This window comes from Leisingera sp. ANG-M6 (assembly GCF_000813905.1).
Lineage (GTDB): Bacteria > Pseudomonadota > Alphaproteobacteria > Rhodobacterales > Rhodobacteraceae > Leisingera.
In genome coordinates, this window is the sequence record NZ_JWLG01000007.1 from 93,121 (window position 1) to 113,802 (window position 20,682).

18 protein-coding genes and 5 tRNA genes are annotated in these 20,682 nt (G+C 63.3%); 8 read left to right on the top strand and 15 right to left on the bottom strand.

Annotation, left to right across the window (positions count from 1 at the left end; genetic code table 11):
• Positions 1–82 precede the first annotated feature (82 nt).
• Positions 83–1,228: a pyridoxal phosphate-dependent aminotransferase gene (locus tag RA24_RS04805; protein WP_039190240.1), complete on the bottom strand. Its 1,146-nt coding sequence runs from the start codon at positions 1,226–1,228 to the stop codon at positions 83–85.
• Here RA24_RS04805 and RA24_RS04810 point away from each other — a divergent pair.
• Positions 1,227–2,606, top strand: coding sequence for a M48 family metalloprotease (locus tag RA24_RS04810; protein WP_039170626.1), 1,380 nt, complete (start codon positions 1,227–1,229; stop codon positions 2,604–2,606). The genes RA24_RS04805 and RA24_RS04810 overlap by 2 nt on opposite strands.
• On the top strand, positions 2,603–3,367 hold the full coding sequence (locus RA24_RS04815) for a DsbA family protein (RefSeq protein WP_039190242.1): 765 nt from the start codon (positions 2,603–2,605) through the stop codon (positions 3,365–3,367). Before RA24_RS04810 ends, RA24_RS04815 begins: the two co-directional genes overlap by 4 nt.
• A gap of 90 nt (positions 3,368–3,457) precedes the next feature.
• On the opposite strand, the gene ispG is transcribed toward RA24_RS04815, so the two are convergent.
• The 3 genes from ispG to hemA form a co-directional block, all read right to left on the bottom strand.
• Positions 3,458–4,579 (bottom strand): flavodoxin-dependent (E)-4-hydroxy-3-methylbut-2-enyl-diphosphate synthase, encoded by a 1,122-nt coding sequence (gene ispG, locus RA24_RS04820; RefSeq protein ID WP_019296789.1) that lies wholly within the window; start codon positions 4,577–4,579, stop codon positions 3,458–3,460.
• Positions 4,580–4,683: 104 nt separating this feature from the next.
• Positions 4,684–5,910 (bottom strand): helix-turn-helix domain-containing protein, encoded by a 1,227-nt coding sequence (locus RA24_RS04825; protein WP_039145520.1) that lies wholly within the window; start codon positions 5,908–5,910, stop codon positions 4,684–4,686.
• A gap of 130 nt (positions 5,911–6,040) precedes the next feature.
• The gene (gene hemA / locus RA24_RS04830) at positions 6,041–7,264 is read right to left on the bottom strand and encodes a 5-aminolevulinate synthase (RefSeq protein WP_029204868.1); all 1,224 of its coding nucleotides are present in this window, start codon (positions 7,262–7,264) and stop codon (positions 6,041–6,043) included.
• Between the two features lie 400 nt (positions 7,265–7,664).
• On the opposite strand from hemA, the gene RA24_RS04835 reads away from it, so the two are divergent.
• From RA24_RS04835 to RA24_RS04850, 4 genes are all read left to right on the top strand, one after another.
• The gene (locus tag RA24_RS04835; RefSeq protein WP_039190244.1) at positions 7,665–9,056 is read left to right on the top strand and encodes a M20/M25/M40 family metallo-hydrolase; all 1,392 of its coding nucleotides are present in this window, start codon (positions 7,665–7,667) and stop codon (positions 9,054–9,056) included.
• Between the two features lie 212 nt (positions 9,057–9,268).
• On the top strand, positions 9,269–10,147 hold the full coding sequence (locus RA24_RS04840) for an alpha/beta fold hydrolase (protein WP_039190246.1): 879 nt from the start codon (positions 9,269–9,271) through the stop codon (positions 10,145–10,147).
• Positions 10,148–10,272: 125 nt separating this feature from the next.
• A complete protein-coding gene (locus RA24_RS04845) occupies positions 10,273–10,494 on the top strand; it encodes a hypothetical protein (protein WP_019296794.1) in 222 nt (73 codons plus the stop codon).
• Positions 10,495–10,549: 55 nt separating this feature from the next.
• Entirely contained in the window at positions 10,550–10,966 is a 417-nt protein-coding gene (locus tag RA24_RS04850; protein ID WP_039190248.1) for a nuclear transport factor 2 family protein, read from the top strand.
• 45 nt (positions 10,967–11,011) lie between these two features.
• On the opposite strand, the gene RA24_RS04855 is transcribed toward RA24_RS04850, so the two are convergent.
• From RA24_RS04855 to RA24_RS04870, 4 genes are all read right to left on the bottom strand, one after another.
• Positions 11,012–11,088 (bottom strand) — tRNA-Asp (locus RA24_RS04855).
• 66 nt (positions 11,089–11,154) lie between these two features.
• A tRNA-Asp gene (locus RA24_RS04860) sits at positions 11,155–11,231 on the bottom strand.
• 81 nt (positions 11,232–11,312) lie between these two features.
• Positions 11,313–11,389, bottom strand: a tRNA-Asp gene (locus RA24_RS04865).
• Between the two features lie 200 nt (positions 11,390–11,589).
• Positions 11,590–11,665 (bottom strand) — tRNA-Val (locus RA24_RS04870).
• A 237-nt stretch (positions 11,666–11,902) separates the two neighbouring features.
• On the opposite strand from RA24_RS04870, the gene RA24_RS04875 reads away from it, so the two are divergent.
• Positions 11,903–12,607 (top strand): hypothetical protein, encoded by a 705-nt coding sequence (locus RA24_RS04875; RefSeq protein ID WP_039190250.1) that lies wholly within the window; start codon positions 11,903–11,905, stop codon positions 12,605–12,607.
• A gap of 31 nt (positions 12,608–12,638) precedes the next feature.
• On the opposite strand, the gene RA24_RS04880 is transcribed toward RA24_RS04875, so the two are convergent.
• The 4 genes from RA24_RS04880 to RA24_RS04895 form a co-directional block, all read right to left on the bottom strand.
• Positions 12,639–13,208 carry a histidine phosphatase family protein gene (locus tag RA24_RS04880; protein ID WP_039190252.1) on the bottom strand — a complete coding sequence of 190 codons (570 nt, stop codon included), beginning with the start codon at positions 13,206–13,208 and terminating at the stop codon, positions 12,639–12,641.
• 113 nt (positions 13,209–13,321) lie between these two features.
• Positions 13,322–13,396, bottom strand: a tRNA-Val gene (locus RA24_RS04885).
• Positions 13,397–13,408: 12 nt separating this feature from the next.
• The gene (locus RA24_RS22725; protein ID WP_039146431.1) at positions 13,409–13,765 is read right to left on the bottom strand and encodes an HU family DNA-binding protein; all 357 of its coding nucleotides are present in this window, start codon (positions 13,763–13,765) and stop codon (positions 13,409–13,411) included.
• Positions 13,766–14,099: 334 nt separating this feature from the next.
• Positions 14,100–14,555: an Lrp/AsnC family transcriptional regulator gene (locus RA24_RS04895; RefSeq protein ID WP_019295887.1), complete on the bottom strand. Its 456-nt coding sequence runs from the start codon at positions 14,553–14,555 to the stop codon at positions 14,100–14,102.
• 133 nt (positions 14,556–14,688) lie between these two features.
• On the opposite strand from RA24_RS04895, the gene RA24_RS04900 reads away from it, so the two are divergent.
• The gene (locus RA24_RS04900; RefSeq protein WP_039190380.1) at positions 14,689–15,744 is read left to right on the top strand and encodes a Glu/Leu/Phe/Val family dehydrogenase; all 1,056 of its coding nucleotides are present in this window, start codon (positions 14,689–14,691) and stop codon (positions 15,742–15,744) included.
• A gap of 318 nt (positions 15,745–16,062) precedes the next feature.
• Here RA24_RS04900 and lon read toward each other — a convergent pair whose 3' ends face one another.
• The 3 genes from lon to RA24_RS04915 all read right to left on the bottom strand — a co-directional run bounded on the left by lon (position 16,063) and on the right by RA24_RS04915 (position 20,589).
• The gene (lon, locus tag RA24_RS04905) at positions 16,063–18,474 is read right to left on the bottom strand and encodes an endopeptidase La (RefSeq protein ID WP_039190254.1); all 2,412 of its coding nucleotides are present in this window, start codon (positions 18,472–18,474) and stop codon (positions 16,063–16,065) included.
• 236 nt (positions 18,475–18,710) lie between these two features.
• A complete protein-coding gene (locus RA24_RS04910) occupies positions 18,711–19,370 on the bottom strand; it encodes a hypothetical protein (protein WP_039190255.1) in 660 nt (219 codons plus the stop codon).
• A gap of 133 nt (positions 19,371–19,503) precedes the next feature.
• The gene (locus tag RA24_RS04915; RefSeq protein WP_039190257.1) at positions 19,504–20,589 is read right to left on the bottom strand and encodes an alkene reductase; all 1,086 of its coding nucleotides are present in this window, start codon (positions 20,587–20,589) and stop codon (positions 19,504–19,506) included.
• Between the last annotated feature and the right edge of the window lie 93 nt (positions 20,590–20,682).

The window sequence follows — 20,682 nt, forward strand, 5'->3', positions numbered from 1 at the left end:
TGCCTGGCCCTCCGGCCTTTTGGCCGGCAGACTAGGCAATTTGCGCGTCATTGGAAATCCGCCTTCTGCGTCTATCCGCGGGTTAATCCCGCGACGCCATGAACAGCGCCAGCCTTGCCAGGCCTTCCTCGATATCCGCGGTGGAGCGCGCATAGGAGAACCGCAGCGTGGTGGCGCCGCGGACGGGATCGAAATCCAGACCCGGGGTCACAGCAACACCCGCCTTTTCAAGGATTTCCGCGGCAAAGCTGCGGCTGTCATCGGTTAGGTCCGACACATCGGCATAGACATAAAACGCCCCGTCCGGCGGCGCGATTTTGGTGAAACCGGCCTTCGGCAGCCCGTCCAGCATCAACTGGCGGTTCTTGGCGTAGACGGCCAGGTTTTCCCGCATCTCGTCTTCGCAATCGAGTGCGGCCAGCGCCGCCACCTGGCTGGCGTGCGGCGCGCAGATGAACATGTTCTGGGCGATCCGTTCGACCACGCGCACATGATCCTCCGGCACCACCATCCAGCCGACCCGCCAACCGGTCATCGAAAAGAACTTGGAGAAGGAATTGATGACATAACACTCGTCGGTCAGCTCCAGCGCCGTGACTGCCTTCGCCTCGTATTCCAGCCCGTGATAGATCTCGTCGGAGATAAAGCTGGCGCCTTCTTCCCTGGCCGCATCGATCAGCGCCCCCATCGCCGCACGGTCCAGCATGGTGCCGGTCGGATTGGCGGGCGACGCCACCATCAGGCCGGACAGTTTCTGCCCTGCAAGGTCCGCCGCCACCGGCTGCAGCCGGTTTTCCGGTGCTGTCTGGATGTCCACCGGCACCAACCCCAGCGCCTTCAGGATCTGCCGGTAGGAGGGATAGCCCGGCGCGCCGATGCCCACTCGGTCGCCGCTGTCGAACAAAGCGGTGAAGCTGAGCAGAAAAGCGCCGGAGGAACCCGGCGTCACGATCACCCGTTCCGGGTTCAGATCGACATTGTACCACTCCCCATAGAGCTGCGCGATCCGCTTGCGCAGGGCTGGCAGGCCCAGAGCGACCGTGTAGCCCAAGGCGTTGTTCTCCAACGCATTCCCCAGCGACTTCAGCGCCCCGGATGGCGCCCCGGTCGACGGCTGGCCCACCTCCATGTGGATGATGTGGCGGCCCGCCTCCTCAGCCTTGCGGGCAGCCTCCATCACATCCATCACAATGAAGGGATCGACCTCGGACCGGGTTGAGTTTCGCATGCTAATCTCCCAATGTGCGCGCATGAGTTTTGACCGTTTCTTCCGGCTGGCGTCAATCCCGGCTCTTCTGGTTTGCACGCTTGTCCAATTTGCAGCGGCGGCGCAGGCGGCGTCTATCTCGCTGCTGCGCGATCCGGATATCGAATACGGGCTGAACCGGCTCGCGGCCCCGGTTCTGCGCGCCGCGGGTTTGAACGCAAACCGGGTTCGCATCTTGCTGGTCAACGACTCGTCCTTCAACGCATTCGTCCTGGATTCTCGAACGATATTTGTGAATTACGGGCTGATCCTCAAGGTCACCTCACCGGAAATGCTGCAAGCCGTGCTAGCCCATGAGGCGGCCCATATCACCAACGGCCACCTGTCACGGCGGATGCAGAACCTGCGCTCTGCCAATAGCGCGGCAGGGCTTGGCTTGGCACTGGCCGCACTTGCGGCAGCGGCCGGCGGCGGAGATGCGGCGGCGGGCATTGCCATCGGCACCCAAAGCTCGGCCTTCCGCAGCTTCCTGGCCCACACACGGGCAGAGGAAAGCAGCGCCGACCGTTCCGCCGCTGACTACCTGAACCGGGCAGGCATCAGCCCGCAGGGACTGGTCGATCTGCACCGCGCCTTTGCAGGCCAGGAAGTGCTGAGTGCAGGTACCCAGGATCCCTACACCCGCTCCCACCCCCTCAGCCGCGACCGTATGCGGGCCGCGCAGGCCTATCTGGCCGCCTATGGCGACAAGGGCCAGACCAGCCCGGACGCGCAATACTGGTTCGCCCGGGTCCGCGGCAAGCTGTCGGCCTTTACCCGCGCGCCGAAATGGACCCTGCGCCGAGTGCGCGAGGAGCAGTACAAGGACGTCCGCCTGATGCGCGAGGCCGCCGCCTATCACCGGCAGAGAAACCTGAAAAAGTCGCTGAAGGCGGTAAACGGCGCGCTGGCTGCACGGCCTTCCGATCCATTCTATTACGAACTCAAGGGCCAGATTCTGATCGAGAACCGCCAGTGGTCCGCGGCACTAGCCGCCTATGGCAAGGCCGTCAGCCTTGCCCCCAAGGACCCGCTGATCCTGACCGGCTACGGCCGCGCACAGCTGGCCGCGGGCCAGCCCAAAGCGGCACTGAAATCCATGGAACGCGCCCGCGCCATCGACTTCCGCAATACAGTGCTGCTGCGCGACATGTCGCTGGCCTATGCCAAAACCGGACAAAACGGCATGGCCGCCCTGGTCACTGCCGAACGCTATGCCTTGCAAGGGCGTCTGAATGACGCCGGCATTCACGCCAAACGGGCCACCGCCCTGCTGCCAGCCGGATCCCCCGCCGCCCGGCGGGCGCAGGATGTGCTGGTGGCCTATGAACAAGCTCAGAAGAGAAAGAGACGCAAATGACCCTTTTCACCCGCACCGCCACAGCCGCGGCTACTGCCCTGGCCCTCCTGGGCGCGCCGGCGCAGGCCTTTGACATCAGCTCAATGTCGGAGGCGGAACGCGAGGCCTTCGGCAAGGAAGTGCGCGAATACATCCTGGCAAACCCGGAACTGATCCTGGAGGCCGTCGACCTTCTGGAACAGCGCCAGCAGCAGGCCGAAGCCGCCCGCGATGACACGCTGGTTGCCGACAATCTGGCGGAGCTGCAAAACGACGGCTACTCTTGGGTTGGCGGCAACCCTGACGGCGACATTACCCTGGTCGAATTCATGGACTACCGCTGCGGCTACTGCCGCAAGGCCGCACCGGAAGTGGCCAAGTTGCTGAAAAGCGATGGTAATATCCGCCTGGTGATCAAGGAACTGCCGATCCTGGGCGACGCTTCCGTTCTGTCCGCACGCTTTGCCGTCGCAACCAAACAGGTGGCAGGCGATGATGCCTACAAGGATGTGCATGACGCGCTGATCGAATTCGGAGGTGAGCCGAACGAGGTCGCCCTGCGCCGCCTGGCAGACGGCCTGTCGCTGGATGCTGAGGCAATTTTTGCCAAGATGGACAGCGAAGAGGTGACCGCAGAGCTGCGCCAGACCCGTGCGCTGGCACAGAAGATGGCAATCTCCGGCACCCCGACCTTTGTGCTGGGCACCGAGCTTCTGCGCGGCTACCTGCCCGCCGATCAGATGGAGCTGATGGTGGCGGAAATCCGCGAGCAGCAGAGCTGACAGGTTAAGTTGAACCGGCTGGGCCGGGGCTCTGCCCCGGACCCCGGAGTATTATTGCAAAGAAGAAGCATAGCTGGCGTTTGAAACGCCCTACTCCGCCGCCTCTTGGGCCGCCTCGATCTGAGCGGCCTTTTTCTCGACCTCTTCGACGATGTGGTCGACCATCTGTTCGTTGGACATCTTGTGGCTGGCCTTGCCCGCCAGGTAGACCATGCCGGAGCCCGCGCCGCCGCCGGTGAAACCGACATCGGTCATCAGCGCCTCGCCGGGGCCGTTCACCACGCAGCCGATGATCGACAGGCTCATCGGCGTGTGGATATGGGCCAGCCGTTCCTCCAGTGTTTCCACCGTCTTGATCACGTCAAACCCCTGCCGCGCGCAGCTGGGGCAAGAGATGATGTTGACGCCGCGATGGCGCAGGCCGAGAGACTTGAGGATCTCGAAACCTACCTTCACCTCCTCCACCGGATCGGCAGAGAGGCTGACGCGCAGGGTGTCGCCGATGCCCATCCAAAGAAGCTGGCCCAGGCCGATCGCCGATTTGATGGTGCCGGAAACAAAACCGCCGGCCTCAGTCACGCCAAGATGAATGGGCGCGTCGGTGGCTTCCGCCAGCTGCTGGTAGGCGGCGGCCGTCATGAAGACGTCGGAGGCTTTCACCGAGATCTTGAACTCATGGAAGTCATGATCCTGCAGGATGCGAATATGGTCGAGACCGCTCTCCACCATCGCCTCCGGGCAAGGCTCGCCGTATTTGTCCAGCAAGTGCTTTTCCAGAGACCCGGCATTCACCCCGATGCGGATCGAGCAATTGTGGTCGCGCGCCGCCTTGATCACTTCAGCCACGCGCTTTTCGTCACCGATATTGCCCGGGTTGATGCGCAGGCAGGCAGCCCCGGCCTCGGCGGCCTCGATACCGCGTTTGTAGTGGAAATGGATGTCGGCGACGATCGGCACCGGGCTTTCGCGCACAATTTCCTTCAGCGCCTTTGACGATGCCTCATCCGGCACCGAGATCCGCACCAGATCAGCGCCCGCCTCTGCCGCGGCCTGGACCTGCGCGACCGTTGCCGCGACGTCGGTGGTCAGCGTATTGGTCATGGTCTGCACCGCGATCGGGGCGTCGCCGCCGACGGGCACGTTACCCACATGGATCTGGCGGCTCTTGCGGCGCTCGATATGGCGCCAGGGGCGGATGTGATTGATCGACATTGCGGCTGGTGTCCCGGCTGGATCCTGTTGCGGTCTAGATACGTGCAGACGCCCGGCGCTGCAATGGCAGCACCGGGCGACTTTTGCGAATTCCTGCGCGGGCGTTATTCTTGCGGAGGCTGTTCGGCCTGCAGTTGCGCAACCAGAGTGGCCAACGCCTCATTGCTGCCGTCCTGCAGATCCGCCAGTTCAAACCGGCCGGTGATCGCGTCCATCGACAGCTCGACATTCTTGGTGACCTGGCCGCGCTCGCCGACCGGGCCGAAATGCTGGCCATTGACGGCAAAGTAGATCGCGCTGCTTTCACCGGTGCGCAGTTTCGGCGCGTCCTCGGTCACCGGCACCTGGAACCGCTGGCCCGCGTCCATTATAGTTTCCAGGATCACGCTGCCGTCCGCCGCGGTGACCTGCACCCAGGAGGGGCGCACCGCAACCATTTCGACACCCGGTGTAACCTCGGCCAGAACCTGGGGCACCTGCGGTCCCTGCTCACCCTGCTGCAGCGGCCCGGCACCGTCAAACGGCAGGCTGGCCTCCGCCAGGCTGATCGTGGGCACATCCGGCGCCGCAAAATTGCCCAGCGTCGACGGGTCAATGGTGGAAATCGGTGCGTCACGCGCCACCAGCACCGGCACATCCAGCGCCTGCGGACGGTACAGCCGGTCCAACGCCTCAGCCGCGGGGTCCTGGCTGCCCTCGGCAACCTCCAGCACCGCACTGCTGAGCGGGTCGAGATCCGCCAGCACTGCCGGGGTCTGATCCACCGGTGCAAACTGTACCTGCTGCACCTCTTTCAGGACGGCCCAGCCGCCATATGTAATGCCGCCAATCAGGCCGGCCAGCACCATCAGCGAGCCGACGGCACGCAGCTCAATCTGGCTGAGGATGCTGCTGGGCGCGGGAATGAACGGGGTATTCGGCGAGGCAAAGGCATCGCCGCCCAGGCCCTTGGACGCAGGCGCCGGCGCTTTGCCGGACTTGCTGCGGCTGGAAGCCTCTGCCGACATGCCATGGGCTACGGAAAAGCCGCTTTCCTTGCAGAAATCCTGGAACGCCTGCTCGGCATCCATGTTCAGATAGCGCGCATAGGACCGCACATAACCGGCGATGAAGCCGGGTGTGTCAAACGCGGAAGGATCGGAGTTTTCAATGGCAGCGATATAGGAGGCCTTGATCCGCAACTCGCGCTGGACGTCGAGCAGCGATTTGCCCATCGTCGCCCGCTCGCCGCGCATCACGTCGCCAAGCTTCAGCTCGAAATCGTCAAAACCCTTCGGCTCTGCCGTTCCGCCATGCTCATCTTGCTTGCGCTGGGTGAAGCGCCCGATCATGCCTGCCGTCCCATAATATGCCTGCCGCCATCGTTTCTGTACGGTGAAAGAATCACATTTGCGACTCAGATCCGTTCATTGATTAGCAACAGCGTAACACACTCGGCGTTAATTTACACTGATCAGTAGGTTACCCGGCAAGTTCGGCACGATTCAGCGCACAATGCGACCACAATGCGTCCATTGCATGAACCAGCGCGTCGATCTCCTTGGGGCCGTGCACCGGCGACGGTGTGAATCGCAGACGCTCGGTGCCGCGCGGCACGGTGGGGAAGTTGATCGGCTGCACGTAGATGCCGTAATCCTCCAGCAGGTGATCGGACAGCACCTTGGTATGGACCGGGTTGCCGACAATCACCGGCACGATGTGGCTGCCGTGGTCGATGATAGGCAGGCCCAGGCCTTTCAGCCTCAATTTCAGCACCTTGGCCTGATCCTGATGCTTGTCTCGCAGGTCCTGCGCGCCCTTCAGATAGGCGACGGAAGCGGCCGCCCCTGCTGCAACAGAAGGCGCCAGCGAGGTGGTGAAGATAAAGCCCGGCGCATAGGAGCGGATGGCATCGCACATCTTGGCCGAGGCGGCGATATAGCCGCCCATCACACCATAGGCCTTGGCCAGGGTGCCATTGATGATGTCGATGCGGTGGGCCAGGCGGTCGCGCTCTGTGACGCCGCCGCCGCGCGGGCCGTACATGCCAACCGCATGCACCTCGTCGATATAGGTCAATGCGCCGAATTCATCCGCCAGGTCGCAGATTTCGGCAATCGGGCCAAAGTCGCCGTCCATCGAATAGACCGATTCGAAAGCGATCAGCTTGGGCGCCTTGGGGTCGTCGGCCTCCAGCAGTTCGCGCAGGTGGGCCACATCGTTGTGGCGGAAGATGCGCTTGGCGCCGCCGTTGCGGCGCACGCCCTCGATCATGGAGGCGTGGTTCAGCGCGTCGGAATAGATGATCAGCCCCGGGAACAGTTTGGGCAGCGTGCTCAGCGTCGCGTCATTCGCGATATATGCGGAGGTGAACAGCAGCGAGGCTTCCTTGCCATGCAGGTCGGCCAGCTCCGCCTCCAGCTGCTTGTGATAGACTGTGGTGCCGGAGATGTTGCGGGTCCCGCCAGAGCCTGCACCGGTAGCGTCGATGGCATCATGCATCGCATCCAGCACCACCGGGTTCTGCCCCATGCCCAGATAATCGTTGCCGCACCAGACAGTGATGTCCTGCTTGCTGCCATCGGGCCGGTTCCACACCGCGTGCGGGAAATGGCCCTTCTTACGCTCGATGTCGATGAAGGTCCGGTAACGGCCCTCTTCGTGAAGGCTGGCAATCGCTGCGTCCAGTTTCGCGGTATAGTCCACCGGCATCTCCATAGCTAATTGTGCTCTTGCGGAGCACGCGGGCTGTGTAAAGGGCACGGGTCTTCTGACGATTAGGCCACAATCACGTTCGCGACTGGTTACCTGAGGCAGTCCCTTCGATCAACTGAATACGCGCCGCCACGGGTGCGCAACATTGATGCAGGTCAAATAGAACTTAAACAATAACCAGGCAAGGACAGCTGCGGCCAACCTTTGGCCGTTTGCGTCGTATCTGTTTCCCATTTTTCCATATAGTGCACCGGATCGGAAACCTCAGCAGCAGAAAATGCCCTGAAAATCCAGCGCTGAGGCCTCTGGCCCCTCCCCAGCCGCGCTGCTAGGGTCCGCGGCAAATTGGCCCAAATTCCAGGGCCTGCCCGGACAAACAGGAGAGCAATAGATGGCACTGAATGACGTTCTGGACCGGATCGACGCAGAGCTGGACGCCGCAACCGAACGGCTGATGGAGCTGTTGCGGATCCAGTCGATTTCCACCGACCCGGCCTACAAGGCGGAATGCGACAAGGCTGCCGACTGGCTGGTCGCCGATCTGAACTCCATCGGCATCAAGGCGGAAAAACGCGCGACCCCGGGCCACCCGATGGTGGTCGGCCATGTGGGCGAGGAGAACGCGGACGCGCCGCATGTGCTGTTCTACGGCCATTATGATGTGCAGCCGGTCGACCCACTGAACCTCTGGAACACACCGCCGTTTGAGCCGCAGCTGGAGGAAACCCCGAACGGCACCGTGATCCGCGGCCGCGGATCGTCGGACGACAAGGGCCAGCTGATGACCTTTGTCGAGGCCTGCCGCGCCTGGAAGGCCGTCAACGGCTCCCTGCCCTGCCGCATCACCTTCTTCTTCGAGGGTGAAGAGGAAAGCGGCTCCCCTTCGCTCATTCCCTTCATGGAGGCTAACGCCGACGAGCTGAAGGCCGACATCGCACTGATCTGCGACACCTCCATGGTTTCGCGCGGGGTGCCGTCGATCTCCTCCCAGCTGCGCGGCATGCTGAAGGATGAGTTCACTCTCGTTGGCCCGCGCATCGACCTGCACTCCGGCCACTACGGAGGCCCCGGCCTGAACCCCCTGCGCGAGCTCAGCCGCATCGTTGCCTCCTTCTATGACGAAGAGACCGGCAAGGTCGCCGTCGACGGCTTCTATGAAGGTGTGCATGAGGTGCCCGAGGACCAGCTGCGCCAGTGGGAAGGCTGCGGCTTTGACGAAAAGGACTACCTCGACAACGCCGGCTACACCCAGGCGCACGGCGAAAAGGACCGCTCGGTGCTGGAACAGCAATGGGCCCGCCCGACGCTTGAGGTGAACGGCCTCTGGGGCGGCTACAATGGCGCCGGCTCCAAGACCGTGATCCCGTCGGAGGCACATTGCAAGATCACCTGCCGCCTGGTCGGCGACATGGACCCGGACGCACTGCGGGTGAAAATCCGCAAACATGTGGAGGCGCAGCTGAAACCCGACTGCAAGGTGGTCTGGGACAACGATCTCGAAGGCTCCAAGGCGTCAGTCATGGACATCACCCGTCCCGAATTCACCGCCGCCCGCGCCGCCCTGTCGGACGAATGGCAGCGCGAAGCGGTGTTCTGCGGCATGGGCGGCTCGATCCCGATCGCGGGTTTCTTCAAGTCGATCCTGGGCATGGAATCGATGCTGGCCGGTTTCGCCAATGACGACGACGCCATCCACTCGCCCAACGAGAAGTATGACCTGAAAAGCTTCCACAAGGGCATCCGCTCCTGGGCCCGCATCCTGGACGCGCTGACGCAGAAATAAGCAGCCGCAGGGCGGGCAAATCGTCCGCCCCGCCACCGGCCCCGCAAGGAGGGGCATTCTCCCGCCCGTCACCGGTGCTCTGACGAGCGCTTCTTCGATGCCGCGCCAAGGCGCGGGAGCCCTCCCCTTTCTCCCGAACGCAGCGGCAGGCTTGATCTGGAACGCTGCTCTGGCTCCAATGCGCGTGCGCCCGTCAGCCAAGGGAGAGAGCCATGCCAGCCGCCATCGAGACCGGCACAAGTCAGGTGAACGGCCAGCAGATCGCCTATACAAGACGCGGCAATGGACCGCCGCTTCTGCTGCTGCACGGCTTCCCGCAAACCAAAGAAATGTGGGAACATACCATCCCCGGCCTTGCCCGCCATTACACCGTGGTGACCGCCGACCTGCGCGGCTATGGCGCCAGCTCCAAACCCGAAGGCGTGGAAGCGATGAGCTTCCGCAACATGGCCGCTGACCAGCTGGCGCTGATGCAGGCGCTGGGATATCCGCGCTTTCACCTGGCGGGCCACGACCGCGGCGGCCGAACTGCCCACCGGCTGGCGCTGGACGCCCCCGAAGCCGTCGCAAGCCTCACCGTGATGGACATTACCCCGACACACCTGCTGCTGGATCAGCTGACTCAGCAGGTCGCCCGCACCTATTACCACTGGTTCTTCCTGGCCCAGCCCACGCCGCTGCCGGAACGGATGATCGGCGCCGACCCGCAGGCCTATTTCGAAAGCTGTCTTTTAGGCTGGGGCGGTGCATCACTAACGGACTTCCCGCCTGATGCATTAGCCGCCTACCGCCGTGCCTGGGCAGATCCGGCCTGCGTCCATGCCATGTGCAACGACTACCGCGCCGCAATCGAGTTGGATTTCCATGACGATGCCCGCGATCTGGACCGCCAGGTTCAATGTCCGGCGCTGGTGCTTTACGGCGCCGACGGCGCCATGGCGCAGGCCTACGACGTCGCCGCCACTTGGGCGCCCCGGCTGCAGAACATGGTGGCCCGCGGTGTACCCGGCGGGCACTTCTTCATCGACAGCGCCCCGGCTGAGACCGCCGCTGCGCTGCTCAGCTTTCTCAGCCCGCTGCCACCGCCTTGACCCGTTAGAAAATCCGCCACTGCCAGCGGCTTTGATGTTCGTTTTACGCACCAGGTTAAGACTTGCTTATCGCTCTTGCCCTAACCTTGCGGAAACACCTGATCGAATTGCACACGGAGGCAGAGATGACACAAAGTAGGTTCAACCGCCCGCCGGGGTTCGAGGGCAACCAGACCGACCCGGAGGAAAGCTACCGTGCCGGTTATCAGCACGGTACAAGGGTGCTGCTGCGCTATCTGGAATCCAATCCCAAGCCCGATCTTGACCGGCTCAAGAAATGGGTCGATGCGGAGCTGACCGGCTGGCGCCACGACACAGAGGCGGCACCGAACCCGCCTGCTATCTGACCGCTCCGCCGCCATACCGCTTGCCCGCCCCGCTTCCGGCGGTCAGGCTGGTTTCATGACACAAACGATTCTGACCGGCGGCCCGCGGCTGGCCGAGTTCGTCGCCTTGGAAACCAAGGTCTGGGAGGCGCTGGTTGCCGGTGACCCCGAGGCCGATGGGCAGATGCTGACCGAGGACTTCCTGGGCGTCTACCCCAGTGGCTTCTCGGACAAATCAGGCCACTGCGATCAGCTGCAAAACGGACCGGTGATGGCGGGCTACCGCCTCAGCGATGCGCAGCTGCGCGTCATCAGCCCGGATGCCGTGCTGCTCAGCTACCGAGCGGCCTATCTCCCTGCCGGCACCACGGCATGGAAATCGATGCTGATTTCGTCCCTGTGGGAAAAAAGCGCAGAAGGCTGGCGCAACAGCTTCAGCCAGGACACCCCCGAAGTCACAGCGGCCCCGGGAAGCCCACCGGAACACGGATGACACACGCTGGACGCGTCTCTAATTCCTTAAAACTGAGGAAGAAAGTGGCGCGGTTGACGGGGCTCGAACCCGCGACCCCCGGCGTGACAGGCCGGTACTCTAACCAACTGAGCTACAACCGCGCATGGGCCTTTCGGCTATGGTCCCCTCCGGGGCGGACCCTGATACGCCAGGGCGGCGGGCGAAAGTGGCGCGGTTGACGGGGCTCGAACCCGCGACCCCCGGCGTGACAGGCCGGTACTCTAACCAACTGAGCTACAACCGCATTTTCGCCTTGCGGCGGATCGTCTCCGATCCAGTCCCCTCCGGGGCGGTCCCTGTTCGGCCCCGGGACGGGGCGCAGCAGTGGCGCGGTTGACGGGGCTCGAACCCGCGACCCCCGGCGTGACAGGCCGGTACTCTAACCAACTGAGCTACAACCGCCCGCTGCACATTCGAGCATCGCTGCCGAATGTTGGGCTGTAATATTCTCCGCCCGGTGACCCGTCAAGCGGTGTTTTGCCTTTTTCAGAACTTTCCCGGAAAAAAATGGCAACCCCCGGATACCACACTGAAACATCATGAAAAACTCAACCGCAGCAAACACTTGCGCGGGAGATTTCTTTTTCTTCTTAGGAGGAGAATGGTGGGTCGTGAGAGGCTCGAACTCCCGACATCTTCGGTGTAAACGAAGCGCTCTACCAACTGAGCTAACGACCCGTTGAGCGGGGATTTAGACAATGGCGCCGGACTGCGCAAGGGGGCGGGCAGAAGTTTTTTCACTTTCCGGCGCCATCTGTCCCGGACGATGCAGGGCAGCGGGGCAACACTTCACCGCAGCCAGAGGGCAGCAGGTTCCAGCCATTTGCCAAGCGGCGGCGCGAAGGGATAGCAATCTGCGCAACCGGCCCGGAAAAAGCAGAGGCCGGAAGCGATTACACGACCGGAGCAGTATCCATGAAACGCCTTTTCAGCGCAGCCTGCGCAGCCGCAGCCCTGGCCGGCAGCCTGCAAGCCGCGGAAATCACCGGCGGCAGCTTTGACCTGTCCACCTCGGCCTTTGCCGATGACACCGATTATGCCCGCACCGCCGTTGGCGGCGCCGTGGAACTGGGCTTCTCCCGCAGCTTCTCCACCCAGCTCGACTTGTTTTACGCCGATTTCAACCTGACGGACCTGGAAGGCGCAAATGCCACCCTGCACGGCATCGCCCATGTCAGCAGCACCACCTCGCTGGGCCTGTTCTACGGTATCGAGGAAACCGGCCGGGATGAGTATGACTTCTACGGCATCGAGGCCGGGCATGAATTCGGGTTTGCCGATGCCGAGTTCTACCTGGGTGAAGGCGACGACGGCGCGATTTCCGGCACCATCGCCGGTGTTGCCTTCCGCAGGGATGTGAACAGCCAGTTCACCGTCAGCGCAGGCCTCGACCACCTGGATCTGGGCAATATCGAACTCACCAGGATCGCCGCCAGCGCGCAGTATGACGTCGGCAAAGGTGCCAAGTTCTACGGCGAACTTGGCTCATTGAATGCCGAAGCGCAGAACCTGTCCGGCAACGAGGCCTTTGTCGGCATCGGCTTCAGATGGGATTTCGGCGGCAACCGCGGCACCACCTTCGGCCGCCGCGGCCTGGTGAACAAGCTGCCGGGTCTCTGACCCGGCAAGGGCCGCCGCCCAACCGGCCGCCCTACTCCAGGACCGTTTCCGTCCCGTTTTCCAGCACATAGACGCAGCCCTGCCCGTTCGGCAGCGCCGCCATCCGGTCGCGCGTCAGGCCGCAAACAATACCGCGCATCACCTGCCCCAAGAGCCCATGCGCCACCACCACCGACGGGCCGGTCAGCGACTGCATGAAATCAAGGATGCGAGCATGGAAACTGCCGTATCCCTCACCGCCCGGCGCTTCGCAGAACAGATCCAGATTGCGCGGATTGGCGCCATGGATACCCGGATATTCTGCCGCCACTTCCTCCAGCGTCATGCCCTGAAACGCCCCGGCATATGCCTCGGCCAGCCGCGGGTCGGTTACAAAAGGCGCGCCGCCGAGGGCAATATCCGCGGTTTGCTGCGCCCGTCCCAGCGGAGAGGCATAACAGGCCGGATTCTGCGCCATAACCGGCGCCATCAGCACGGCTTGGCGGCGGGCGTGCTCCACCCCCAGGGCTGTCAGCGGTGATTCCAGCTGCCCCTGGATACGGCGCTCTGCATTCCATTCGGTCTGCCCGTGCCGCAGCAGCCAGATTTTCGGAAACTGCATGATATGCCCCCTGCCCGGTTTTTCAGGCAAAGTGGTAACGCCGCAAAGCCGCCAGTGAAACCCCGGAAAAGCAAAAGGCGCTCAACCATTTCAGGGAGCGCCTTTCAAAATGATGGTGGGTGATAAGAGATTTGAACTCCTGACATCTTCGATGTGAACGAAGCGCTCTACCACTGAGCTAATCACCCGTGAGGCGGCTTTTAGCCTTCCGCCGCAGGCTCCGCAAGAGGGTCATTGGAAGAATTTTCACCTCCCCCGGCATTTTCTTCAGGCGTGGCGGTTTGCGGTTCTGAGGCCGCCAAGGGCTGGCGCAGTTTGCAGACAAACACGGTGCCATTGCTGCGTTCCTGGCTGCGGTTGATGCGCAGTTTGCCAAAGGGCTTCAGGTTCAGCTCGCGCCCCTCGGCCACCGCCTCCCCCAGCAGCGCCAGAACCGCCTCAACCACAGGCTTGGCGTCCTTCTTCTTGACGCCGGACCGTTCGACCGCCTTTTCAATCAGTTCCTTTTTTGCCAGCTCAGGAGCAGACACCACCGGTGCGGCGGCCGCAACAACCACCGTTGGCGGCGCAGCCTGCGCCTCTGCTGCAGAAACTGCTTTCGGCTCCGGTGCCGTGCGGGACTGCGGTTCAGCAGCCGCCGGTTCCGCGCCGGAGACCTTTGCGGCTCTTGCCGTCAGCGTGCCCGTCTTGCGTGCCGCTGGTTTGCGCGTGCCGCTTTTGTGCGTGGATGTGCTGGTTTTTCTGGTTGCTCGTGCCATCTGATGCCCCGTTTGCCTGTCTTTATCCGCCCGCTTTGCCTCTTTCCTGCGGCCCTGAGGAGCACAGCGGACGGGCAGACGGGCCTGTTTTGTGCCTTCACCCTAACACACCTGCCCCGCAGCCGTGAACCGGTCAGCAGGACGGCAGCGCGTCGCGTTGTATCATTGTCCTGAGGGTAAAGCTGGACCGGGTGTTGCGGATGCCGGGCACCCGCATCAGCCGGTCCTCCAGAAAGCGGTCGAAATCCGGCAGATCCTCCGCCACCACCCGCAGCAGGATATCGCGGGTGCCGGTCATCAGGTAGCACTCCATCACCTGATCGAACTTGCGCACCGCCTTCTCAAAGGCCTGCAGCGCGTCGGTGGATTGCCGTTCTAGCTCCACCGCCACAAAAATCGTCACAGGCAGACCCAGCTTGGCCTGATCCACCCGCGCCGAATAGCCGCTGATCACGCCGCTTTCCTCCAGGTTGCCGACCCGGCGCGCGCAGGGGGTGGGCGACAGGCCAACCATCTCCGACAATTCTGATATCTTCAGCCGGCCGTTGCGCTGAAGCGCGGCGACAATCTTGCGGTCTATCGAATCCATAGGGGTTTCCTCTAATCCAGCCTCACATTTCAGAGTTTACCGCCAACTGCACCCGCCTTAACAGACCTCTTTTGGTGAAAACCGGCGCGCGCGGGAGGATATGATTGGCGAAAGTTTTGCAGGAGCTATCCAGATGACAGTGACCGCCGTGGCCTCCGCCACCCATGAAGAGATTTACCGCGTCGAGGAGCCCTCGGTTGGCCTCCTGGGCTTTATCGCTGTGCATTCCACCCAGCTGGGCCCCGCGGCCGGCGGTCTGCGCATGCGCCCCTATGCCAGCGAAGACGAAGCCCTGACCGACGTCAAACGCCTGAGCGAAGGCATGACCTACAAGAACGCGGCGGCGGGCCTGACCCTGGGCGGCGGCAAGGCGGTGATCATCGGCGATCCGGCCAAGGACAAGTCGCCGGAGCTGCTGCGCGCCTTTGCCCGCGCCATCGAGGGCCTGGACGGCCGCTATATCACCGCCGAGGACATGGGCATGAGCCCGGCGGACATGGCCATCCTGGCAGAGGAAACCCGCTTCGTGGCTGGTCTGGCCGACGGCGAGTTTGCCAGCGGCGACCCCTCCCCGATCACCGCGCGCGGCATCTTCAATGCGATCCGCACCACCCGCGCCCTCAAGCACGGCAGCCGCGACCTGGACGGCGTCACCGTGTCGGTGCAGGGCCTGGGCCACGTCGGCTGGTACCTCTGCCAGTTCCTGCACGAGGCAGGCGCCAAGCTGGTTGTCACCGACATCGACGAGTCCCGTGTCGAGCAGGCAATTGCCGACTTCGGTGCCAAGGCGGTGCCGCTGGCAGAGATCTATAGCGCCGAGGCAGACGTTTTTGCCCCCTGCGCCATCGGCGGCATCCTGAACGCTGAAACCATCCCGCAGCTTAAGGCGGACATCGTGGCAGGCGGCGCCAACAACCAGCTGGCCACGGCGGAAGACGGCGCCGCGCTGCACGCCCGCGGCATCCTCTATGCGCCCGATTTCGTTGCCAATGGCGGCGGCATCATCAACGTCGCGACCGAGATCCAGCGGATCAAGGACCGCGAGGGCTTTGTCGCCGAGAAGCTGCAGGCGCTGGATGAAACCATGGCGGCAATCCTGGCCCAGGCCAAGTCGGCGGACGTCAGCCCGGCAGAAATGGCCATTGCCACCGTCCAGGCCAAGATGGAACAGGCCAGCAAGGCCGCCTGAGCTTTTCTGTCAGCAGCCCTGCGGGCGCACTCCCGCAGCCGCAAAGCGTCCGGCCTGTAGCCGGGCACCATCCGGACTTTGGGCCCGGCGGCCTGCCCCATGCGGGGCAGGCCGGGCGCCGCACCGCAGGTGCGGCGCCATGCCTAACCGCTGCGGCGGCGCTGAAAGCGCTGCCGGCAGCGGGCGGGAGCACCTGCTCCACTCGCTGCCACACAAAACCATACGCCCCGGAAAGAAGGGCCAGAACGGAAGAGAAAACTAAAAAGGGCGGCCCCCTCGGACCGCCCTTTTCTTTTACTTACTTGCGTGAACCGCGGATCAGTGCGCTGTTGCGCCTGCCCCCTCGCCGGAGCCTTTCAGAGCCGCCTTGGCCGCAGCCGCCTCTTCGGCCTCCTCATCCCACTCAATGGCTTCGGGCTTGGAGACCAGCGCGTGTTCCAGAACCTCGGACACATGGGACACCGGAATGATTTCCAGCCCCTCCTTCACGTTGTCCGGGATCTCCGGCAGGTCTTTCTCGTTCTCCTGCGGGATCAGCACCGTCTTGATGCCGCCGCGCAGCGCCGCCAGCAGCTTCTCCTTGAGGCCGCCAATGGCGCTGGCATTGCCGCGCAGGGTGACCTCGCCAGTCATCGCAATGTCCTTGCGCACCGGGATGCCGGTCAGCACCGACACAATCGCGGTCACCATCGCCAGGCCGGCGCTCGGGCCATCCTTCGGCGTTGCGCCGTCCGGCACGTGCACGTGGATATCCAGCCGGTCGAACTGCGGCGGCTTGATCCCGATCTGCGGGCTGACCGAGCGCACATAGCTCGACGCCGCCTCAATCGATTCCTTCATCACATCGCCCAGCTTGCCGGTGGTCTTCATCCGGCCCTTACCGGGCAGCCGCAGCGCCTCGATCGACAGCAGCTCGCCGCCGACAGAAGTATAGGCGAGGCCGGTCACGACACCCACCTGGTCCTCCAGCTCAGCCAGACCATAGCGGAACTTTTTGACGCCCAGGAAGTCGTCCAGGTTTTCCGCCGTAACGGTCACGCTTTCGGCTTCTTTCTTGACGATCTTGGTCAGCGACTTGCGCGCCACCTTGGCGATCTCGCGCTCCAGATTCCGCACGCCGGCCTCGCGGGTGTAGGTGCGGATCATCTCGGTCACCGCGTCGTCGGTCAGCTCGAACTCCTTGGCCTTCAGGCCGTGGTTCTTCACCTGCTTGGAAATCAGGTGCTGCTTGGCGATCTCGCGCTTTTCGTCCTCGGTGTAACCCGACAGCGGGATGATCTCCATCCGGTCCAGCAGCGGCCCGGGCATGTTGTAGCTGTTCGAGGTGGTCAGGAACATCACGTTCGACAGGTCGTATTCCACCTCCAGGTAGTGATCCATGAAGGTGTTGTTCTGTTCCGGATCCAACACCTCCAGCATCGCCGAGGCCGGGTCGCCGCGGAAATCCTGGCCCATCTTGTCAATCTCATCGAGAAGGATCAGCGGGTTGGTGGTCTTGGCCTTCTTCAGCGCCTGGATGATCTTGCCCGGCATCGAACCGATATAGGTGCGGCGGTGGCCGCGGATCTCGGACTCGTCGCGCACACCGCCCAGCGAGATGCGGATGAATTCACGGCCGGTCGCCTTGGCCACGGATTTGCCCAAGCTGGTCTTACCCACGCCCGGAGGGCCGACGAGGCACAGAATCGGCCCCTTCAGCTTGGCCGAGCGCTGCTGCACCGCCAGATACTCGACGATCCGCTCCTTGACCTTCTCCAGGCCATAGTGATCCGCATCCAGGATCTCCTGCGCGCGGTTCAGGTCTTTCTTGACGCGGGACTTGTTGCCCCACGGGATCGACAGCATCCAGTCGAGGTAGTTGCGCACCACGGTCGCTTCCGCCGACATCGGCGACATGTTCTTGAGCTTCTTCAGCTCCGCATCGGCCTTCTCGCGCGCCTCTTTCGACAGTTTGGTGGCGGCGATCTTCTCTTCCAGCTCGGCGATTTCGCCGGCACCTTCCTCACCGTCGCCCAGCTCCTTCTGAATAGCCTTCATCTGCTCATTCAGATAGTACTCGCGCTGGGTCTTCTCCATCTGGGATTTGACGCGGGTCTTGATCTTCTTCTCGACCTGCAGGACCGACATTTCGCCCTGCATCAGGCCATAGACCTTCTCCAGCCGCTCGCTGACAGAGAGCGTCTCCAAGAGTTCCTGCTTGCGGTCCACTTCGATGCCCAGATGGCCTGCCACCAGGTCGGCCAGCTTGGCCGGCTCCGCGGTTTCGCCGACGGCAGACAGCGCCTCTTCGGGGATGTTCTTGCGGACCTTGGCGTAACGCTCGAACTCGTCGCCCACGGTGCGCACCAGCGCCTCGGTGGTGGTGACGTCACCCGGGATCTCGCTCAGCTCCTCGGCCTTGGCCTCGAAGAAATTGTCGTTTTCCAGGAACTCGGTGATCTTCACACGGCTCTGCCCCTCGACCAGCACCTTGACGGTGCCATCGGGCAGTTTCAGCAGCTGCAGCACATTGGCCAGCACGCCGACGGTATAGATGCTATCGGTTTCGGGATCGTCCTCGGAGGGGTCGATCTGGCTCGACAGCAGGATCTGCTTGTCGTCGGCCATCACCTCTTCCAGGGCGCGCACCGATTTTTCCCGGCCCACGAACAGCGGCACGATCATGTGGGGGAAGACCACGATGTCGCGCAGCGGCAGGACTGGGTAGGAGGAATTGAGTGGCTCTTGCATACTCGGTCCTTTGGTTAGGCAAGACGGCCCGGCCCCGGTATTGGCAGCTTTGGCCCGTCTCCTCATTGGATGTCTTTACTTGGTGGGGCGGCTCTGGATTTTCAACCGCGCATCCTCAAGGCTGGGGCTCACCTTGCCCGCTGCGCGCCGGGACCACAAGGGCGCAAATGCAGGAAGGGTGAGCAAATGATGAAGGCCTTTCGAGGCTTCCCTGTGGATAACTTCGCAAGGGCCTGTCAGCGCCGCATCAATGTAATCAGACCGCGTTCCAGCCGCCCGGCCGGCCCGGTTTCCCGGTAGGTTCCGCTCATCCGGCCCTGGTCAATCAGAAACAGCCGGATGTCCTGCCGCAGCTCCTCTCCGGTCCCACTGTCGCGTTCCGCCTGCAGGTTCAGCCGCAACAGCTGGTCCGCACCGCAGGGCAGCGCGCCCAGCGCCAGTTCATCCAGAAAGACCTCCGTGCCGTCAGGCAGGTCACCGCGGCCCACGCTTTCGGCCCTCAGCCCCGTGCCGGGCTTCAGCGGCGCCCGGTCCTCGACCCCGATGGGCAGAAACCCCAAGGCGGCGGAATCCGCCACCAGCCGCCCGTTGCGGAATCCCAGCCGCAGCACCTCGCCGCTGCGCTGCGGCAACGCCACCATTTCGATGCGCCCGCCCGCTGTCAGCCCGGTTTCCCCCGGCCCTTTCTGCACGACCCACTGCCCGCGCAAGGCCTGCGAGCCGCCCTTGATCAAATCGTCAATGGAGATACGGCAGCCATCCAGCGGCGGCGCCTTGAAAAAGCTTGAAGCTTCCGCCAGGGAACCCGGCGCCGCGTTGCTCTGCTCAGTCTGCGCTTCAGCCGCCGGAGAAGCGCCCAGCAGGGCCGCAACGGCCAGCGCACGCCAAATAGTCATCGCCATCCTCCGCGTTTTGGCGCGAGGATAGCGGATCAGGTCTTCATAACAGGTGAACGCGGGCGCATGGCCCGCTATCTGCGACCGGGCGTGTGCTGCCCGGCCGCAAACCCCTGGTCTGAAGGTCCGGGGGCTACTCGGCCGCCACCTGCTCCAGCACCGGGTAATCGGTATAACCTTCATCTCCGCCGCCATAGAAGGTTTCCGGGTTGCCTTCGTTCAGGGGTGCGTCCGCTGCCAGCCGGTCAACCAGGTCCGGGTTGGAGATGAAGGGGCGTCCAAAGGCCACGAGGTCGGCTTCTCCGGATGCCGTCCGCGCCAGCGCAGTTGCACGGTCGTAGCCGTTGTTGGCCATGTAGGTGCCTGTATAGATTTTCCGCAAAGCTTCGAAATCACCCTCACGGGCGCCGCCGGGGTTCCCTTCGACCATGTGCAGGTAGGCCAGACCATAGCTGTTCAGACGCTGGATCAGCGGCGTGTAGAGTTCCACGGGATCGCTGTCCAACACATCGTTGAAGGTGGCAAAGGGTGACAGGCGCAGGCCAATGCGGCCGGCGTCCCAAACCGTCAGCAGCCCGTCAAGAATCTCGAACACAATCCGGGCGCGGTTTTCCGGGGAACCGCCATAGGCATCGGTGCGGGTGTTCACCCCGTCCTTCAGGAACTGCTCCAGCAGGTAGCCGTTGGCCGCATGCAGTTCGATCCCGTCGAAACCTGCGTCCTTGGCGTATTTTGCAGCCTGCACGTAATCGGCGACCACCCGCTGGATGCCTTCAGCGCTCAGCGCCTGCGGCTTGGCGGTCGGCTCAAAACCATTATGGGTGAACGTCTGGGCCTCTGCAGCGGCATCCGTGGAAGACACAGCATGGGTGCCTCCGGGCAGCAGCGAGTCATGCGTGATCCGCCCGACATGCCACAGCTGAATGACAATCTTGCCGCCCTTCGCATGGACCGCATCAGTGACCTTGCGCCAGGCCGCGGCCTGCGCCGCCGTGTGGATGCCCGGGGTCTGGATATAGCCTTTGCCCTCGGGGCTGATCTGGCTGCCCTCGGTGATGATCAGGCCGGCACCCGCCCGCTGGGCATAGTACTCCACATGCCGGTCCAGAACCTCGCCGGTCTGGTCGTCAGCCCGGTTTCGGGTCAGCGGCGCCATGACGATGCGGTTTTTCAGCTCGATTGCACCAGCAGTGCTGGCGGAAAACAATTCTTGGCTCACGGGGATTTCCCTCCGGTCAAAGTTTCCAGCAACAGGAACGTCGCCGGAAAGACCTGAGCATTCCGCTCCGCGCGTTCAAGCAGGGGCCGGCCA

What these genes read in the sequence shown, in the direction of transcription:
- RA24_RS04845 (WP_019296794.1), top strand. Translation starts at nt 10,273, where the DNA reads ATGACACAAAGTAGGTTCAACCGCCCGCCGGGGTTCGAGGGCAACCAG.
- RA24_RS04825 (WP_039145520.1), bottom strand. Translation starts at nt 5,910, where the DNA reads ATGATCGGGCGCTTCACCCAGCGCAAGCAAGATGAGCATGGCGGAACG.
- RA24_RS04910 (WP_039190255.1), bottom strand. Translation starts at nt 19,370, where the DNA reads ATGACTATTTGGCGTGCGCTGGCCGTTGCGGCCCTGCTGGGCGCTTCT.
- RA24_RS04850 (WP_039190248.1), top strand. Translation starts at nt 10,550, where the DNA reads ATGACACAAACGATTCTGACCGGCGGCCCGCGGCTGGCCGAGTTCGTC.
- RA24_RS04840 (WP_039190246.1), top strand. Translation starts at nt 9,269, where the DNA reads ATGCCAGCCGCCATCGAGACCGGCACAAGTCAGGTGAACGGCCAGCAG.
- RA24_RS04835 (WP_039190244.1), top strand. Translation starts at nt 7,665, where the DNA reads ATGGCACTGAATGACGTTCTGGACCGGATCGACGCAGAGCTGGACGCC.
- RA24_RS04810 (WP_039170626.1), top strand. Translation starts at nt 1,227, where the DNA reads ATGCTAATCTCCCAATGTGCGCGCATGAGTTTTGACCGTTTCTTCCGG.
- RA24_RS04900 (WP_039190380.1), top strand. Translation starts at nt 14,689, where the DNA reads ATGACAGTGACCGCCGTGGCCTCCGCCACCCATGAAGAGATTTACCGC.
- RA24_RS04895 (WP_019295887.1), bottom strand. Translation starts at nt 14,555, where the DNA reads ATGGATTCGATAGACCGCAAGATTGTCGCCGCGCTTCAGCGCAACGGC.
- lon (WP_039190254.1), bottom strand. Translation starts at nt 18,474, where the DNA reads ATGCAAGAGCCACTCAATTCCTCCTACCCAGTCCTGCCGCTGCGCGAC.
- RA24_RS04880 (WP_039190252.1), bottom strand. Translation starts at nt 13,208, where the DNA reads ATGCAGTTTCCGAAAATCTGGCTGCTGCGGCACGGGCAGACCGAATGG.
- RA24_RS04875 (WP_039190250.1), top strand. Translation starts at nt 11,903, where the DNA reads ATGAAACGCCTTTTCAGCGCAGCCTGCGCAGCCGCAGCCCTGGCCGGC.
- RA24_RS04815 (WP_039190242.1), top strand. Translation starts at nt 2,603, where the DNA reads ATGACCCTTTTCACCCGCACCGCCACAGCCGCGGCTACTGCCCTGGCC.
- RA24_RS04805 (WP_039190240.1), bottom strand. Translation starts at nt 1,228, where the DNA reads ATGCGAAACTCAACCCGGTCCGAGGTCGATCCCTTCATTGTGATGGAT.
- ispG (WP_019296789.1), bottom strand. Translation starts at nt 4,579, where the DNA reads ATGTCGATCAATCACATCCGCCCCTGGCGCCATATCGAGCGCCGCAAG.